The following is a 17,108-nucleotide window of genomic DNA, read 5'->3' on the forward strand; positions in this document are numbered from 1 at the left end:
GGGAGCATCGGCGGATCGGCGGGTGAACCGAGAGATATGGCCGAGTGATGTCTAGTGCCGGAACCCGCCGACCAGGTTGGTGAGGTCACCGGCGAGCCGGGTCAGGTCGGCGGCGGCCTGCTGGGTGGCCCGCGCCCCGTCGGCGGTGGCGGTCGCGACTTCGGCAACCCCGGAGACGGTACGCGCGACGTCCCCGCTGCTCGTGGCGGCGTCCGCGACCGAGCGGCTCATCTCCCCGGTGGTGGCGGTCTGCTCCTCCACGGCCGAGGCGATCGTGGTGGTGTAGTCGCCGATCCGCTCGATCACGTGGGTGATCTCACCGATCGCGGTGGCCGCCGAGTTGCTAGATTCCTGGATCGCGCCGATCCGCTGGGTGATCTCCTCGGTCGCCTTGGCGGTCTGCTGGGCCAGCTCCTTGACCTCACCGGCCACCACGGCGAAGCCTTTGCCCAGCTCACCGGCGCGGGCCGCTTCGATCGTGGCGTTCAGCGCGAGCAGGTTGGTCTGTTCGGCGATGCTGGTGATCAGCCGGACCACGTCACCGATCTCGGCGCTCGCCGCACCCAGTTCGGCGACCTGGTTGTTCGTCCGTTCGGCGACGGCCATGCCCTCCTGGGCGACCCGGGCCGCTTGCGAGGCGTTGGAGGCGATCTCGGCGATCGAGGCGCTCATCTCCTCGGCGCCGGCCGCGATCGACTGCACGCCGGTGTTCACCTCTTCGCTGGCGGTACTGGCCGAGCCGGCTTTCGCCGCCACGTCGGAGGCACCGCTTTGCAGCTGGGCGCTGACCACCGAGAGTTCCTCGGAGGCGCCGGCCAGGGTGGCCGCGGACCCGCCGATGGTGTGCACGGTGTCCCGCAGCCGCAGGATCGCGGAGTCCAGCGCGCGGCCCATCCGGCCCGGCTCGTCGTGCGAGGTCAGACCGCTGCTGCGGGTCAGGTCGCCGTCGGCGAGGCCTTCGCACACCTCGGTGACCCGGCGCAGTGAGCGGACGATGCCACGGGCCACCACGACACCCAGGCCGATCGCGACGACGACGCCGCCGATGAGCAACGTGATCGATTGGAGCCGGCTGGACACATAGGCGTCCTGGGCCTGCTTGGCGGCCGCCGCGGCGGCGGCCTGTTCGATCTCGCCCATTTCCGTGACGCTCGCCTTGATCTCGGTGACCAAGGTCTGCAGGTCGCCGTTACGAATCTCCAGCCAGGTGGTCAGGTCGTTGCGCGCCGACGCCGGGAGCAGCTGCTCCTCCGCGACCTTCACGAAGGCCTGCCAGTCCTCCCGTGCCTCGGCCACCATGGTGGCCGGCGGGACCGGGCCGGTGGACTCGTACTCGTCCCAGCTGGCCTCGACGGCTTCGACGTCGGCGGCGTACAGATCCGCGAACTTCTGCTTCGTGGCGGCGTCCTCGTTCATCGCCGAGTTCGACAGGTCGAGGCGCGCCTGGGTCATGCCGTTCTGCACCTCGCCGAGTGCCGCGACGCCGAGCACATTGCTGCTGTAGATCAGCTGCGCCGAGGTGCTGGCGCTGGAGAGCGCGCGCAGCCCCAGCACCCCGATCAGGAGTGCGACCACCGCGGCCACGCAGACCGCCACCAGGATCTTGATGTTGACACTGAGGTCCGCCCAGTAAGCCCGGCCCTTGGCCTGGGGCAGCACGGCCGTCGCCGTCATCGCGCTCATGCCTACCCAGTCGGCAACTGTGTCGCAACTACTTAGACCCTGCCGGGACTATGCAAGTCCGACATTTACCCAGCAAAGCGACGGGCCCTCGCCGTGACGAGGACCCGTCGTTCTACTGATGCGCCGGCGTACCCCGGCGGATTCCGACGACCGCCACCAGCGCCCCGGCGAAACAGAGCACCGCCGCGACCAGCGCCGCCACGTGCACCCCGTTGATGAACGCTGTTCCGGCGCCTTCGACAACTGCTGCGCGTACCGACGCTGTCATGTCGGCGGTGACCGGCGCGACTCCCATGCTCACCGCGTCCTTGGCCTCGGAGAGGCCCTGCGCCAGAGGCGCAGGAACTCCCGCGTCGGTGAGCGAGCCGGTAAGCGTGGCGCCGACCCGGCTGCTGATCAGGGAGATCAGCACCGACGTGCCGAGCGCGCCGCCGATCTGCAGCATGGTGGCCTGCAGGCCACCGGCGACACCACCGTCCTTGACCGGCGCGTTGCCGACGATCGCCTCACTCGACGCGGCCATCACCATGCCGACGCCGAGACCGAGTCCGATGAACGACGGCCACATCACGTGGTAGCTCGAATCGGTGTCCAGGAAGAGCAGGCCGAGTGAGGCCGCACCCTGCAGGACCATGCCGAGCGGCATGGTCAGACGCGGTCCGAACCTGTCGGTGAGCGCCGCGCCGACCGGGGAGGCGACCACCGAGGCGAGGCTGAGCGGCAGGGTGAGCACGCCGGCCATCACGGGTGTGTAACCGCGGACGTTCTGCAGGTACAGCATGATGTAGAAGATCGAGCCGAGCAGCGTGAAGAAGTTGATCGCGGTGATCACCGCACCAATGGTGAGAGCCGGGCTGCGGAACAGCCGCATCGGGAGCAGCGGGTGCTCCTGGCGCGTCTCGAACCAGCCGAACACCACGATGATCAACAGGCCGGCAACGATGGTGCCGATCGTTGATCCGGAGCCCCAGCCCCAGGTCTCGCCCTTGACCACACCGAAGATCAGGACGAGCAGACCGGCCGCGAGCAGCAGCACGCCGACCACGTCGAACTTGTGCCTGCCGGTCGAGTTCTTGCTCTCCGGCAGCACATAGGCGCTGAAGATCAGCGCGATGATGCCGATCGGCGCGTTGATGTAGAAGACCGATTCCCAGCTCACGTTCTGCACGAGCAGGCCACCGACGATCGGGCCGAGCGCGGTCGAGACCGACGAGACCATCGCCCAGATGCCGACCGCCATGCCGAACTTCTTCGGCGGGAAGACCGCACGCAGCGTGCCGAGCGTGTTCGGCATGAGCAGCGCGCCGAAGAAGCCCTGCGCCGCGCGGAACGCGATGACACCCTCGATCGACCCCGCCAGCCCGATCGCGACGGACGCGACGGTGAAGCCGGCGACGCCGATCAGGTAATACCGCCGGCGACCGAATCGGTCACCCAGCTTGCCACCGAGAATCAGCGCCGCGGCGAGCGCCAGCAGATAGGAATTGGTGACCCACTGCAGCTCAGCAGTGCTCGCGCCGAGATCGCGGCCGATCTCCGGGTTGGCGATCGACACGACGCTGCCGTCGAGTCCGACCATGAAAAGACCGAAAGCGACCGCGATCAGCGACAGCCAGGGATTGCCGCGGCGGCCTTCGGCCACCGGCGGTTGTGGTGCGGGCATGGTGGTGCTCCATCTTCAAACCATTTGATACGGAAAAAGCTCAGCGCCCGCCGTCACGAATAAGTCGCGACACTTCGGCCAGCAATGGCATGGCGACACCCACCGCAACCCGCTGTTCCTCGCTCAGCTGGTCGAGCGCGGCCGACAGATAACCGGTGAAGAACCCCTGCACGGCATCCATCCGGTGCCGGGCCTCCTCGGTGGTGTGCAGCCGTACCACCCGCCGGTCCCGCTCATCGGGCTCCCGGCGCAGCAGGTTGTCGTTCACCATCGCGGTGACCAGGGCGCTGGCGTTGTTCGGCCGCAGCTGGAGCTCGTCGGCGAGCTCGCGGACCGTGATGCCGGGACGTTCCCGGACCTGCCAGAGCGCGACGAGCTGCATCTCCGGCGGTTTCGGGTGGGTGAAGTCAGACTCAAGACGGCGTTCCAGGTTGCGGTGCAACTGGTGTGCCAGGTGCATCAACTGAACGGCTGTCTCGGTCATGAACCCATTATTAGGTATGACGGCATACCTATTTCAAGTTCATGGGTGGCGCGTCACTTTTTCTTACGTACGGCACCACGGGTGTGATGGGCAGCCGCCGCAGGAACGGCGCGAACGGGTCGCCGAACGTGCGCGCCGCCGTGGTGAGCAGCAGCGCCATGGCGACCATGCCGATCGCCGGCATGCCGATCAGCAGCGCGATCACCGAGCCGGTCAGCCCCGCCCAGACCATCACGCGCAGGCCGACGTCCACGACGGGGATGCCGCTGGGCCGCTGCCGGGTCCAGATCGGCAGGAACGATGTGGCGAGCGCAAGCCCGATCGCGCCGAGCACCGCCGCGACCGAAAGAAACGCCTGCGACCAGTGGTAGTGCCGGCCGGCCGCATAGGCCCCGGAAAGCACGCAGCCGAACCAGACCTTGCCCAGCGCCCAGCGTCCGACGCGGACAAGCGGATCCTCGGAATTCGTCGCCATCGCCAGCCCCCACCGAGCCGAAGTCGCCGCCCGAAGCCTACCGGCCACCCACCAGTCCCCGGCACCTCAACCCAGAGCCCACCCACCCAGCCGGCCGAGGGGGGCGGCCGGCCGGCCGGGCGAGCGGGCAGCCAGCTGTCGTGTATGGCTGCCGGCTGTCACTGACGGCGACCGTGGCGTACAGCCGGTTCGGGCTGGCTGTCACTCACGGCTGCCGGCTGTCACTGACGGCGACCGTGCCGTACAGCCGGCCTTGAGAACTCACTGCCGCCGGCGAGCACGGCCAGGCGGGCGGCGCTCTGGAGCGTGTCGATTTTGGGTTTGTTTTGCACCCGAATTCAACACGCTGTGGGCCCGCCGCGGGCCGGGACCCGCGGCGGGGACCCGGCGGCGGGACCGGCGGGTGACCCCTCGCTCCGGTCGCGCGGCCGATCGGCCGGGCTTACCCAGTTAGCTCGCCCTGGCCAGCCGGGCGCGGAAGACGTCGCGGACCTGCTCGCGGCGATCCAGGATCGCGAAGACGACCCGGTCGAACCACGGCGCCTCCCGCAGCGCGGTGGCGAAGACGTCCGCCACCAGCGCCGGGTCGTTGCCGAAGACGCCGCAACCCCACGCGCCCAGCACCAGTTCCCGGTGCCCGTGCGCGGCCGCCACCCGCAGGATCCAGCCGGCCCGGCGGGCCAGCACGCCAGGAATCGCCGGGAGCAGATCCGGCCGATCACGGACGACGGCGGTCCGGTTCGGCGCGGCCGCGGTGAGGAAGGAGACCGGGTACGCCTCCGGCAGCAGCTCACCGCGGTCGTCCCGGAACACCGGCACCCGCGGCGAGTAGATCACCCGATCGCTGTAGAGCGGCCCCCGGTGCTGCCGGTGGTGCAGATAGAAGTCCTCGGCCGCGAGCAGGCTCGGATAGAGCGCCGAACTGCGCGCCAGACTCTCCTCCTGGGCCTGCGCCCCGTTGATGAAACCGCCGCCGGGCTTGGTGGCCGACGCGAAGTTCAGGCAGGCCGGGTCGTCGAGCCGCGCCGCCGCGGCCAGCGTGGACTCCCCGGTGATCTCGATCGCCGGACGGCCGTCCACGGCGACGGTCGCGGGAAGGTCGTCGCCGGGCAGGTACAGCCGGGTGCCGCGAATGGCCCTCTCGATCTCCTCGGAGATGTCGGCGCCGCGCAGGCGGCCGTCCTGGACGATGGCGAGAGTCTCGGCAGCCATGGCTCGCAACGTGGCACGCATATCCGGAAGTCTGCCATCCGACCACCAGGTATGGAGATCTTCACATGCCTCTTAGTCTAGTAAGTCCGTAGGATTTATGGGTAAACTTCGCCGCATGAGCGCCGTACCCCTGAAGATCTCCGGCGTCGGCAAGGAGTTCACCGCGAGCGGCCGCCGGCGCGCCGTTCTGGCCGATGTGGATCTCGATGTGGCCGCCGGTGAGGTGGTCGCGCTGCTCGGCCCGTCCGGCTGCGGCAAGTCGACGCTGCTGCGCCTGGCCGGCGGCCTGGACATCCCGAGCTCCGGAACGGTGCTTGTCGACGACAGCCCGGTCCGTGGCTTCGAGCCCCGATGCGCCGTCGTCTTCCAGGAGCCACGGCTGCTTCCGTGGCGGACCATCGAACGCAACGTCGCGTACGGACTCCCGCGCGGAACCACCGGTGAGCGTGCGCGTACCGAAGTGGCGCATTGGCTCTCCGTCGTCGGCCTCGCCGACTTCGCGCGGCATCGCCCCCGGCAGGTCTCCGGCGGCATGGCGCAACGCGCCGCTCTGGCCCGCGCTCTCGCCCGGCGTCCCGGCGTGCTGCTGCTCGACGAGCCGTTCGCGGCGCTCGACGCCCTGACCCGGCTGCGCATGCAGGACCTGCTCGCCGAGGTCCAGCGTGAGGCCGGCACGACGGTGCTGCTGGTGACCCACGACGTGGACGAGGCCCTGCATCTGGCCGACCGGGTGGTCCTTCTGGGTGCTTCCGCACCCGGCGAGCCCGCATCGGTACGCCTGATCCAGCCCGTTCCCGGCGACCGCCCCCGCGACCGCGGCGATGCCGGACTTGCCGCCCTGCGCGTGACGCTGCTCGCCGAACTCGGTGTGCACACCACAGCTCCTCTCCCCCACTGATTCCCCTCGGAAAGGTTTACATATGCGGATTTATCGCCTTCTCCTAGCTGCGACGGCCGCCACCGCTCTGCTCGCCGGCTGTGTCCAGGGTGAGGACACCCCCGCCTCCAGCAGCGCCGGCGCCGCCACCACGCTGCGGCTCGACTACGCCTACTACAACCCGCTCAGCCTGGTGCTGCGCGAGCAGAAGTGGCTGGAGACCGAGTTCGCCGCCAAGAACGTCACGGTCAACTGGCAGCTCTCGGCCGGCAGCAACAAGGCGAACGAGGCGCTGCGCGCGGACGCCGTCGACATCGGCTCCACGGCCGGCGCGGCGGCGCTGGTGGCCCGTGCCAACGGTTCGCCGATCAAGACGATCAGCGTGTTCAGCCAGCCGGAGTGGGCCGCGATCGTCGTACCCAAGACGTCGGCGATCACGAACGTGGCCGGGCTCAAGGGCAAGAAGGTCGCGGCCACCAAGGGCACCGACCCGTACTTCTTCTTGCTGCAGGCCCTCGACGAGGCCGGGCTCAAGCCCAGCGACGTGGTCGTCACGAACCTGCAGCACGCGGACGGCAAGGCCGCCCTGGAACGCGGCGACGTGGACGCGTGGGCCGGGCTCGACCCGCTGATGGCCACATCCGAACTGGAGGCCGGCTCGAAGCTGATCTACCGCAACGTCGGCTTCAACTCGTACGGCGTCCTCAACGCCCGCGAGGCCTTCCTCACCGAGCACCCGGAGCTGGCGCAGTCCGTGGTGAACGCGTACGAGAAGGCCCGTCAGTGGATCAAGGACAACCCGGACCAGGCCGTGGCACTGTACGCCCGCGAAGCCAAGATCTCGGAGCAGGTCGCGAAGACGGTGCTCACCACGCGTACCCGCCTCGACATCGACCCGGTACCCGGCGCCGCGCAGCGTGCCGTCTTCGAGAAGATCCTGCCGGTCCTGGTCGCGGACGCCAACGTGAAGACCGAGGAGTCGGCCAAGACCGCGATCGACACCCTCTTCGAGCCCAAGTACGCCACCGCCCGGAGCGTTTCGTGACAGTGCTCCACAAACGTCCCGCTCTGCGGCCGGCTCTCCTGGGCCGGCCGCAGGCGGCGATCGGCCTGGTGCTGCCGCTGCTGCTGCTCGCCGGCTGGCAGCTGGCGGCGTCCGCCGGGATCTACTCCACGGCGCAGCTGCCCCCGCCGAGCGAGGTCCTGTCGGCGCTGACCGAGCTGATCCGGCGCGGCGAGCTCTGGCACCACCTGGCGATCAGCACCCAGCGGGTCCTGATCGGTTTCACCGCCGGCTCGGTCCTCGGCCTGGCCCTCGGCGGCCTGGTCGGCCTCTCCCGTACGGCGAGCGCCGCCCTCTCCCCGACGATCCAGGCGATCCGCGCGGTGCCGTCGCTGGCCTGGGTGCCGCTGCTGCTGCTCTGGCTCGGCATCGGCGAGACCCCGAAGATGGTGCTGGTGGCGATCGGCGCGTTCTTCCCGGTCTACACCACCGTCTCGGCCGCCCTCGCGCACATCGACCCGCACCTGATCGAGGTGGGCCGCGCGTACGGCCGCTCCGGCCTGCCCCTGCTCGGCACGATCCTGTTCCCGGCGGCGACACCGGCGATCCTGTCCGGCCTCCGGCTGGGCCTGGCACAGGGCTGGCTCTTCCTGGTGGCCGCCGAGCTGATCGCCTCGTCGATGGGCCTGGGCTTCCTCCTGATCGACAGCCAGAACACCGGCCGAACCGACATCATGCTGCTCGCCATCATCCTGCTGGCCCTGCTCGGCAAACTGAGCGACACCCTGCTGGGCCAGGCCGAAAACCGTCTCCTGGCAGCACGTCGCTGAAGGCGCAGGAAGTGAATAGATCACTTCCGCTTATCGTTCACGATCCGTCCAACGAGGATTGGCCCGCGATTCCGGCTTCCTCTGCCATAGGCCTGAGGAGACGGCCTGGGAAACTTATCCTCATCGAAGTATGGTGTCCCCAGAATCTCGATAGAACCCTGCCGCTCCATTGAGATCATTTGCGGTTCCGGTGTCACCGGGGACGCCGGCCGCCGCGCGGTACGCGGCCCGGCCTCGACGCCGGCTGGCACGACCGTGACTTTCCCGAAGCCGCGGACGCGAAAGGCTGGCGAATGAACGAGACCACTGGCGGACCGGGAGGGTTTGACGAGGCCATGCCCGACGTCACCGAAATCCCATTGCGCGAGCTGGACCCCGAGGAAGATCGAGTTCTGGACGCCGCTATCCGCCGCCTGGTGGCGGACATCGTCAATCAACGAGAGATCACGGCCGGCTTCGGCAGCATCTCGTGACAGCGGCGCTGGAGTGGCCGGCGACCATCGATGTCCGGGCCACCATCGCGAACGGCTTCGCGCCACGCCCGCTCCGGGATTTCGTCCTCAAAATTCACCAGCGCTGCAACCTGGCATGCGACTACTGCTATGTCTACACGATGGGCGACGACAGCTGGCGGCACCGCCCGCCGATGATGCCGCCCGACGTCTGGCGGTCCGCGGCGGCCCGGATTCGTGACCATGTCCTGACACACGGCCTCGATGAGGTTCGGGTGATCCTGCACGGCGGCGAGCCACTGCTGGTCGGGCGGGATCACATTCAGGCCCTCACCGAGGATCTGCGCGGCATCGTCCCGGACACCTGCCGGGTTCGCCTGGCGGTGCAGACCAACGGGATTCTTCTCGACGAGGCCATGCTCGACCTGTTCCGGGCGGAGTCGATCGAGGTCGGCATCAGCCTCGACGGCGCCGCGGCCGACAACGACCGGCACCGCCGGCACGCCGACGGCCGGGGCAGCGCGGCATCGGTGCAACGAGCGCTCCTGATGCTGGCCGATGATCGTTACCGGCCCATCTTCGCGGGAATCCTGTGCACGATCGACCCGGCGAACGACCCGGTCGGCACCTACGAGTCGATGCTGCGTCATCGGCCACCGTTGATCGATTTCCTGTTACCCCACGCGACCTGGCGAACGCCGCCTGCTCGCCCGGCGATCGGTGGCGGCGCCGCCTACGGGGACTGGCTCGTCACGGTCTACGACCGATGGCTGAACGCACCCCGGAAGGAGACCCGGATCAGGATCTTCGAGGAGATCATCAGCCTCCTGCTCGGCGGGGCCAGCCGGTCGGAACACGTCGGGTTGAGCCCGGTTACCGTCGCGGTGGTCGAGTCCGACGGCGCGATCGAGCAGGTCGACTCTCTGAAATCCGCCTACCCCGGCGCCGGTGAGACCGGCCTGAACGTGGCGGGCAACTCCTTCGACGAGGCGCTGCGCCACCCCGGTGTCCTCGCCCGGCAGCTCGGCGTGGCGGCCCTGTGCGCGAAGTGTCTCGACTGCCCGATCCACTTGATCTGCGGCGCCGGGCACTATCCGCATCGGTATCGCACCGGATCCGGCTTCCTGAATCCCTCCGTCTACTGCGCCGACCTGACCCGGCTGATCACGCACGCACAGCAGACCGTGACCGCCTACCTCGCCGGCCGAGCCGTCCAGGACGGCCGATGACCGAGGTCTATCACGTCTCGGCGGCCGAGTTGGACGAGATGGCGTCCGGGCCCTGCGGCGCGTCTTCGATGCGCCTGCTGCGGAACAGCCAGTTCAGCCGGAACCTCCTGCTGCTCAGGCACATCACCGATGCGGCGCCGGCCTCGGCAGCGCGCGACGACGCCCTGTCCCTGATCGACGCCGCACGGGCACACGACCCCGGCGCCGCGAGCCGTGTCCTGTCCGATCCGATGATCAGCGCCTGGATCAACCGTGTGATCCGCCGGCTGCACGGTTCGCCGGAGCCGTCCCCGGATTGGCGCGCCGACCTCGGTCAGATGACCGCCGTGGCGGCGACGGTTGCCGCCGAGGCGGGAGTGGACGGTGAGCTGCCCCTGGAGCATCGGGGCGAGACCGTAACGGTGCCGACCCGGGGTGTACTGACCGTGTCCGGCGAGGCGGACCGGCCGCTCACTCTCCGCGTCCGGTCGCACGAACTCATCGTGAGCGACGGGAACGGCGGGATCGTTGTACCGCCGGCATCGGACTCACCGGACTTAACTGACTCACCGACGCAACGCTGGCACGGTCTGCGACGTCTGAGCGCGCCGGCCGGAGACGCGCTGGTCACGGTCACGCTGGACGACCTGACGCCGTACCGGGACGTCTTCCACGCGCCTGCGACGGACCGGATCGACGGCGAGGAATTCAAGCGCTGGCGGCGGCTGTTCACCGGCGCGGCCGGGCTGCTCGACCGGCACGCCGGCAACCGGACGGCCGAGATCCTGCAGGCGTCGCGGACCGTCGTGCCGCTGCGCGCCGACGGCAGCGGCACGCTGCGGAGCGGCACAGCACGGCACGTCTTCGGCGCTTTCGGCACGACGAGGCCGGTATCAGCGGCCGTTATGGCGCTCACGATGGTGCACGAAATACAGCATTCGAAACTCAATGCGATTCTGGAGTTGAAGCCACTGTTCGACTCCGCCGATCCGAAACTCTATTTCGCGCCCTGGCGCGCCGACCCACGCCCGATGTGGGGCTTGTTCCACGGCGTGTACGCGTTTCTCGCCGCCGCCGACGTGCTGAACCGGATGCGCGCCGAACCCGCTCAGGAAATGGCGGCCGAGGAACAGTTCGCACGGGTACGCGGGCAACTTCGGACCGCAATGAATTCCTTGTTGTCGGCATCCAGTCTGACCTCTGCCGGATATCGGTTCGCGTCCGTCATGGATCGTAACCTGCGACTCCTGGAAGACGTCAGCGTTTCGCGGCAGGCCACCGATTCGGCGAACCGGACAATGGATCGCACCCGCGACCGATGGCGTGAACGCAACGGCCGCGCGGATTGACTCCGCGCGGCCGGTAATTGTCGCGTCTTACGTCGGCGGCGGTTCGATGTCGCATTCCGCGCGCTTGAAACGGCCCGCGTCGATCGTCTCCGGGTGGTCCGCGCCGAGCACCGCGGCGAAATCGGCGGTCGTGGCGTCGAGCAGCGCGATGCCGCTCGCGTCCTGACCGGTGGCCTGCAGGTCCAGAGCCGTGTTCACCGCGCACGACAGCGTGTACGGATGGTGATCGCCACGCACCTCACGGGAGATCTCCAGCGTCCGCGTGGAAAGCTCGCGAGCGGCCTTGACGTCGTGCGCGAGCACCAGGTCGTTGGCGACGCCGGTGGCCGCACAGAGCGTGTAGCCGTGCCGCGCGCCGAGCACCTGAGTCATCTCCTCCAGCACCTGCTCGCCGACTCTGCGTGCTTCCCGGTTCTCGCCCAGGCCGCGATAGATGATGGCCAGGTTGGACCGGGCGACCAGGCTCAGCGGGTGGCTCCGGCCGAACGTGCCCTCGTATCGGGTGACCGCGTTCACGGCTTTCTCCCGGGCGTCCGGGAGCCGGCCGCTGACCCGCAGGGTGTTGGCATAGGACATCGCCGCCGACAGCGTGTGCTCGTGGTTGAGGCCGAGCCGGGACTCGCACTCGTGCAGGTTCTCCTCCGTCCACAGCAGCGCCGCCGAGTGCTGGCCGGTCTTGCGGAGCGCCACGCCGAGGGCCCGCGCCGCCCAGAGCACGTACACGTGACCGCCACCGAGCAGCGTCCGGTACCGGGTGAAGACCCGGTTCAGTGAGTCCAGGGCCTCGGTGTAGCGCCCGCGGCCGTTCAGGTCCAGCGCCCGGTTCACGACACTGAACATGTACCGATAGTCGTCGTCGCCGACCTCCCGGCTCCACACGTTCATCAGCTCGTCGTCGACGGCGAGCGCGCCCTCGAAGTCGCCGAGCATGCGCAGGTTGACCGCGCCGTTGCTGCGCGCCCGAAGGGTCTGCTCGTCCTCGTCGCCGAAGACCAGGCGGTGCCGGCCGACGTTCCGCTCGTCGAACTCGAGAGCATCCCGGTAAAGGCCCGCGACCCGCAGGTCCACCGCGACACTCATCGCCGTGGCGAGCGTGTGCTCGTGCTCGGGCCCGAACTCGTCGCTCGCCTCCAGCGCCCGGTAGACCTCCTCGTCGAGTTCCCGGGCGCGCTCCTTCTCACCCAGGTCGCGCAACGCGTTGGCGAGATGCCGCTTGGCGATGAGCGTCAGCTCGCCTTCCGGCCCGACACCCTCGCCGGTGGCCGTCATCCATGACTCGAGGGCCATTTCACCGAGTCGCCGGCTACGTTCGTAATCGCCGTTCACGTACAGATAGCGAATCTGATCGAGAACGACCTGCCGTGCGCCGTGGATATCGGAATTGATCAGGTCAGCGGCGATGACATGCGGGCCGATCTCCTGATAAACCAGACCGTACCGGCGGCGGTCGTCGGGCTGCGCCGGGTTTGCCGCCGCGAAGATTCTCTGAACGTTTTCCTTGCTGTTCTTGAGTCGTTCTTCGCCCAATTCCTCGCGCAATACGAGTTGAACCAGCCGATGCACCTGAATGCGCTGATCCGGGTCGACCTTCGCCAGTCCGTATTTCCGCAGGTCCCGAATCGTCCGGCCGAGCTTGATCGGCTCTCGGAGCACCGGACGCAACGGATCAGAGATCGGTGCCTCCCGGGCCCTGCGAAGCATTCCCGCGGAAAGGTGCTCGGCACCGAGAAATGCGAAGAGCTCGAGCAACTGCGCGAGCGCGGGGTTGTCCGAGCGCAATTTCGCGAAGGCCAGACTGACGAACGCGGCAACGGTCATCGGGTACCAGGGCGGTTTGCCCTCGTCCATCAGGTCCCGGACGTGTGTCTTGAAGAGTTCGAGGTACTCGGTGACGCCCATCCCGGTCGCGGCCTGCCAGTACCGGGCCTGGTCCAGGGCGAGAGGCAGGTCGCCCAGCGTGTCGGCGAGCCGATCGGCGTCGCCTGCGGTGATCACCTCCTGACGGTTCTTCCGCAACAGGGCAACGCTCTCCGAGCGGGTGAACACGTTCACTTCGATCGGGTCGCTCGACTGGGACCAGTCCGCGTTGCGCGAGGTGATGACGACGTGCCCACCGGAGGACGGCACCAGGGGCAGGATCTCGTCGGGCTCGTCGGCGTTGTCGAAGACCAGCAGCCATCGCAGGTTCCCGTTGGACAGGGCACGCAATACGGCGTCCGCGGTCTGTTGCTGGTCGACGTTCTGCGTCAGGCCCAGCTCGTCACAGAGGTTCGCCAGCGAGGTGAGCGCCAGGGATTTCTGATCGGAGGGAATCCACCAGATGAGATCGTATCGATCGGTGTATCGATAAACGTATTCAAGCGCCAGCTGTGTCTTGCCCACCCCGCCGAGCCCATGCAGCGCCCGCGGGAGAACCGATGCCCTTTCGCTGGTCTCCAGCGCCGCGCGCAAAGAATTCAGGAGATCCTCACGGCCCGTGAAGTCCGGGTTCCTGATTGGAATGTTGCCGCGAATTTGCTGGCGTCCCTCCACCAGCCGCAAAGGATCGACAGCGTTTTTATCGAGCACTGTTGTCTTCGGCACGGGATCTCCATTGGGTGGTAATTTATCGCCAACGGCAGCAATGTCAGCGACATTTTTCACCGGGCCTATGGTACTGGACCGCTGACGCTCCTCGCGGCATATATGCCTGATCACTTCCTGGTCCAGGCCGGCCGCGCTTCCCGCCATATCTATCCATTCGTGAAGCGCTTTGGATTCGCGTCGTTCGCGCTGATGTGCAACGCGCTCCACAAAAGTGAACAGTCTTGGCGGTTTCCCCTGCGATTCCGGAAGCCGTTCGATCCCCCGCACGGCATTTACAAGATCATTCCAGTCCGCCGGATCGGTGGACTCCGGCACGACTTCGTTGTAGGCGGCCACCAGGGCCGGCTTTTCCACCACCGCGAACTGTTCGACGAGGGATTCGCGGTGCGCCGCGCTCAGCAAGCCGTCAGCCTGCGCCGGCTCGGCGGGATGTGACCCACCGACCTCTTTCAGCAGGTGCTGGGCCGCCATCGACCAGCTCCGCAACCGGCCCAGCTGGGAGCGGATCTCGTCGGCACGCCGGAACGCGGCGTCCCGGTCGCGCAGCACGGCGTCGATAGCTCGCGCCCATCGGTCGACCAGATCGTGGTCACCGTCCGCCATCGACACGACGATGCGCTGGGCGTCGTCCTGCGGAAGCACGTCCTCGAGGAGCACACCGAGCCCGCTGGAGGCGCTGATGAGAGCCGGCGTGCCGGCCACGATCGCCTCGACACCGACCAGCCCGAAACCCTCCGCCCGGGACGGCATCAGCACGAGAGAGGCGCGGCGAAGATCGGCGGTGAGCCGTTCACTCACATGCGTGTACGGCCGGACCACCACGTTGAGTGAGGGAATCCTGGCCCAGTCCCGTACCCGCTGCCGCAAGTCCTCGCCCGCGGTCGCCGGAGCACCACGGATCACGAACTCGACGTCAGGTGCCGAGCGGCCCCGCCATCGCAACGCCTGGCCCATCGCCTGCGCCGCGATGTCCAGACCTTTCAGCCCGGCGTCCTCCATCCGGCCGAACAGCAGGACCCGGCACAGTCCGGCCGGAGCGAGCCGCAGCCCACCGGCGGCGTCGTCGAAGCCGGGATCGAGTCGCAGCGGGAGGATGTTCTCCGGCACCAGGTCGTTCTGCAGGCGCTCGAACAGCCGTGGCCCGACGGCGACGACCCGGTGGGCGGTACGGGCCAGGGCCAGCTCCCGCTCGGTGCGATCCTCGGCCCGGGTCGCCGCGTCCTCGGGACGGCCGAGTTTGTGCCACTCGATCTCGTCCGGCGCCATGTGCACCACGTGCAGGCGCCGCGCTGCCGGGAAATGGTCCTCCTGGAGTGCCTTGGCGAACGGGCCGGTCACCCGTGCGTGGCCGATGATGATCGTCGGAACGAATCCGGCCGGCAGGGCCGGACGCCGCGCCAGTGCCAGCGCCTGGTCCGTCTCACCGTTCGCGGTGGTGTCCACCAGCGTTACCCCGAGCTCACGGGCCTGGCGCTTCTCCGCGTCGGATGCCGCCAGGACCACACACACCACTCGGGCGCCCTCACCCGCAAGCGCCAGGCACAGCTGACGGTTGAACGTGGTGAGGCCACCCTGACTCGAGTCCCATTCACTGCAGACGGCCAGCACGTGGTGCTGATCGTGTTGCCTGGCATTCATCGTCTGACACTCCCGGGCCGTTCGCCGGTTCGGGCGGCCCGACAGTCGAACCGACACATCGGACACGGGGTCGAGAACCACCTCTTCCCACGACCGGCCCGATTCTTCCCGGGTTTTGATACCCGCCGCAAGCACGGAATCGACATGCCCCGCCGGCCCGGCTGTCAGAATCGCCATCGATCCAGGTGAGAGGCTGGTCAACGCTCCGGCCGGAGGGTTGACCAAGAAATCCGAGTCCGCGCCATCCGTGCTCGTTGGAGCGACAGTCAGCCCGCCAGGCGGAACAGCTCGGCGTGGATCTGGCGGCTGGGGACCTTCAGGGCTCGCAAGCTCGCCACCACCGTCCGGGTCAGCGCCGCCGGTCCGCACACGTAGACATCCCGGGCCGCCACGTCCGGCACCAGCGACGCCAGACCCTCCGGGCGGAACGGCTGGTTCCGCCCACCGGTCCGCCCGGTGATCAGGCGCAGCCGGGCTCCCCGCACCCGGGCCAGATTGCGCAGCTCCCCGATCAGCACCGCGTCAGCCGCCGACCGCACCCGGTACAGAACCACCACGTCGGAACCGATCGCCGGGTCCTCCAGCAGAGCCCGGATCGGCGTCACCCCGATGCCGGCGGCGACCAGCAGAATCCCCGGACACGTCCGCTGTGCCAGGGTGAAAGCCCCGTACGGCCCCTCGGCGTACACCCGGCTCCCGATCGGGAGTGAACGAAGCCCTGCGCTGGTCGTACCCATGGCCTTTGCGGTCAATCGCAGCGAGCGACCGTTCGGCGCGGCCGAGAGGGAGAAGGGGTTGACCTGCCACCAGGATTGGTGGGACGGGAATCGCCAGAGGAAGAACTGGCCGGCCGAGGCGTTGAGGCGTTCCAGGGAGCGGCCGGTGACGTGCACGGAGACGACGTCGCGGGACTCGCGCACGACGGCCGCGACGGTGAGCCGATGCCGGGCGTTGCGGATCAGCGGAACGATCAGACGCCCGGTGATCAGTGAACCCAGGGCGAACGCCCACAGTCCCCACCAGTAGACCTGGGTCCACACGTTGACGGTGAAAGCGGTCCCTTCGTAGACCTGGTGCACCACCCCGAGGACGACGACCACGTAGAGCAGCAGATGGACCGCGTGCCAGGCCTCGTAGGAGAGACGCCGGCGCGCGGCCCGCACGGAGAACGCGACCACCAGCACGATCAGCGCGACCGCGATGACGCCGAGCAGCACCGGAAGCTGCCGGGACAGCGACACGGCGGTCCGCAGGAACGACACCCGGTCATACCTGGCGAACCCCAGGATGACGAACGCCGGGTGCAGCACGGCGAGCCAGAAGATCGCGAACCCGGTCCAGCGGTGCCAATGGGTGAGTTTGTCCATGCCGATACCGCGGTCGAGGATCGGCAGGCGGGCCACCAGGAGCAGTTGCAGCGCCATCACGAACGCCAGGTTCAGGCCGAGCAGCCGGCCGGCCTCGCCGAACGTGTTGTGCGCGGGCGGGCCGGCCAGCGCGTACATCGTCTGCACGACGGCCAGGTTGACCAGAAGGAACGCCCAGAGCGCCACGCGAGCGATCATCCCGGCCTCCCCCGCTGGAATTCCTGTCTACCGGGTGTACCGCCTCGGTCACTCTCCGGTTCAGCACCCTGCCAGCCGGTAGG

General features: G+C 68.4%; 13 protein-coding genes. 6 read left to right on the forward strand and 7 right to left on the reverse strand.

Translation table 11 applies throughout. From position 1 onward, the window contains the following. Positions 1–51: 51 nt before the first annotated feature. From ACQP2E_RS25605 to ACQP2E_RS25625, 5 genes are all read right to left on the reverse strand, one after another. Positions 52–1,674, reverse strand: coding sequence for a methyl-accepting chemotaxis protein (locus ACQP2E_RS25605; protein ID WP_433825480.1), 1,623 nt, complete (start codon positions 1,672–1,674; stop codon positions 52–54). A gap of 121 nt (positions 1,675–1,795) precedes the next feature. Then, complete coding sequence (locus ACQP2E_RS25610; RefSeq protein WP_433825481.1) at positions 1,796–3,346, reverse strand: MFS transporter; 1,551 nt, start codon at positions 3,344–3,346, stop codon at positions 1,796–1,798. A 40-nt stretch (positions 3,347–3,386) separates the two neighbouring features. Continuing rightward, positions 3,387–3,830 (reverse strand): MarR family winged helix-turn-helix transcriptional regulator, encoded by a 444-nt coding sequence (locus ACQP2E_RS25615; protein WP_433825482.1) that lies wholly within the window; start codon positions 3,828–3,830, stop codon positions 3,387–3,389. Between the two features lie 28 nt (positions 3,831–3,858). Continuing rightward, complete coding sequence (locus ACQP2E_RS25620; RefSeq protein ID WP_433825483.1) at positions 3,859–4,305, reverse strand: hypothetical protein; 447 nt, start codon at positions 4,303–4,305, stop codon at positions 3,859–3,861. A gap of 450 nt (positions 4,306–4,755) precedes the next feature. After that, positions 4,756–5,517 carry a TIGR02452 family protein gene (locus tag ACQP2E_RS25625; RefSeq protein WP_433825484.1) on the reverse strand — a complete coding sequence of 254 codons (762 nt, stop codon included), beginning with the start codon at positions 5,515–5,517 and terminating at the stop codon, positions 4,756–4,758. Positions 5,518–5,632: 115 nt separating this feature from the next. On the opposite strand from ACQP2E_RS25625, the gene ACQP2E_RS25630 reads away from it, so the two are divergent. From ACQP2E_RS25630 to ACQP2E_RS25655, 6 genes are all read left to right on the forward strand, one after another. After that, positions 5,633–6,415 carry an ABC transporter ATP-binding protein gene (locus ACQP2E_RS25630; protein WP_433825485.1) on the forward strand — a complete coding sequence of 261 codons (783 nt, stop codon included), beginning with the start codon at positions 5,633–5,635 and terminating at the stop codon, positions 6,413–6,415. A gap of 22 nt (positions 6,416–6,437) precedes the next feature. Continuing rightward, positions 6,438–7,439 (forward strand): aliphatic sulfonate ABC transporter substrate-binding protein, encoded by a 1,002-nt coding sequence (locus tag ACQP2E_RS25635; protein WP_433825486.1) that lies wholly within the window; start codon positions 6,438–6,440, stop codon positions 7,437–7,439. After that, a complete protein-coding gene (locus ACQP2E_RS25640) occupies positions 7,436–8,227 on the forward strand; it encodes an ABC transporter permease (RefSeq protein ID WP_433825487.1) in 792 nt (263 codons plus the stop codon). The genes ACQP2E_RS25635 and ACQP2E_RS25640 overlap by 4 nt, the downstream gene beginning before the upstream one ends. A 293-nt stretch (positions 8,228–8,520) precedes the next feature. Then, positions 8,521–8,700 carry a hypothetical protein gene (locus tag ACQP2E_RS25645; RefSeq protein ID WP_433825488.1) on the forward strand — a complete coding sequence of 60 codons (180 nt, stop codon included), beginning with the start codon at positions 8,521–8,523 and terminating at the stop codon, positions 8,698–8,700. Then, complete coding sequence (locus ACQP2E_RS25650) at positions 8,697–9,908, forward strand: FxsB family cyclophane-forming radical SAM/SPASM peptide maturase (protein WP_433825489.1); 1,212 nt, start codon at positions 8,697–8,699, stop codon at positions 9,906–9,908. Before ACQP2E_RS25645 ends, ACQP2E_RS25650 begins: the two co-directional genes overlap by 4 nt. Beyond that, entirely contained in the window at positions 9,905–11,236 is a 1,332-nt protein-coding gene (locus tag ACQP2E_RS25655; RefSeq protein WP_433825490.1) for an aKG-HExxH-type peptide beta-hydroxylase, read from the forward strand. The genes ACQP2E_RS25650 and ACQP2E_RS25655 overlap by 4 nt, the downstream gene beginning before the upstream one ends. Before the next feature lie 27 nt (positions 11,237–11,263). On the opposite strand, the gene fxsT is transcribed toward ACQP2E_RS25655, so the two are convergent. Both fxsT and ACQP2E_RS25665 read right to left on the reverse strand, forming a co-directional pair. Next, positions 11,264–15,460 (reverse strand): FxSxx-COOH system tetratricopeptide repeat protein, encoded by a 4,197-nt coding sequence (gene fxsT / locus ACQP2E_RS25660; protein ID WP_433825491.1) that lies wholly within the window; start codon positions 15,458–15,460, stop codon positions 11,264–11,266. 266 nt (positions 15,461–15,726) lie between these two features. Further along, positions 15,727–17,025, reverse strand: a complete 1,299-nt coding sequence (locus ACQP2E_RS25665) for a ferredoxin reductase family protein (protein WP_433825492.1) — start codon at positions 17,023–17,025, stop codon at positions 15,727–15,729. Positions 17,026–17,108 lie beyond the last annotated feature (83 nt).

The organism is Actinoplanes sp. CA-015351 (assembly GCF_050955685.1).
Classification (GTDB): domain Bacteria; phylum Actinomycetota; class Actinomycetes; order Mycobacteriales; family Micromonosporaceae; genus Actinoplanes.

Excerpts from the sequence above, each read along its gene's own strand:
- ACQP2E_RS25655 (WP_433825490.1), top strand. The coding sequence starts at position 9,905 with ATGACCGAGGTCTATCACGTCTCGGCGGCCGAGTTGGACGAGATGGCG.
- ACQP2E_RS25665 (WP_433825492.1), bottom strand. The coding sequence starts at position 17,025 with ATGATCGCTCGCGTGGCGCTCTGGGCGTTCCTTCTGGTCAACCTGGCC.
- ACQP2E_RS25610 (WP_433825481.1), bottom strand. The coding sequence starts at position 3,346 with ATGCCCGCACCACAACCGCCGGTGGCCGAAGGCCGCCGCGGCAATCCC.
- ACQP2E_RS25625 (WP_433825484.1), bottom strand. The coding sequence starts at position 5,517 with ATGGCTGCCGAGACTCTCGCCATCGTCCAGGACGGCCGCCTGCGCGGC.
- ACQP2E_RS25635 (WP_433825486.1), top strand. The coding sequence starts at position 6,438 with ATGCGGATTTATCGCCTTCTCCTAGCTGCGACGGCCGCCACCGCTCTG.
- ACQP2E_RS25615 (WP_433825482.1), bottom strand. The coding sequence starts at position 3,830 with ATGACCGAGACAGCCGTTCAGTTGATGCACCTGGCACACCAGTTGCAC.
- ACQP2E_RS25630 (WP_433825485.1), top strand. The coding sequence starts at position 5,633 with ATGAGCGCCGTACCCCTGAAGATCTCCGGCGTCGGCAAGGAGTTCACC.
- ACQP2E_RS25605 (WP_433825480.1), bottom strand. The coding sequence starts at position 1,674 with ATGACGGCGACGGCCGTGCTGCCCCAGGCCAAGGGCCGGGCTTACTGG.
- fxsT (WP_433825491.1), bottom strand. The coding sequence starts at position 15,460 with ATGAATGCCAGGCAACACGATCAGCACCACGTGCTGGCCGTCTGCAGT.
- ACQP2E_RS25620 (WP_433825483.1), bottom strand. The coding sequence starts at position 4,305 with ATGGCGACGAATTCCGAGGATCCGCTTGTCCGCGTCGGACGCTGGGCG.
- ACQP2E_RS25645 (WP_433825488.1), top strand. The coding sequence starts at position 8,521 with ATGAACGAGACCACTGGCGGACCGGGAGGGTTTGACGAGGCCATGCCC.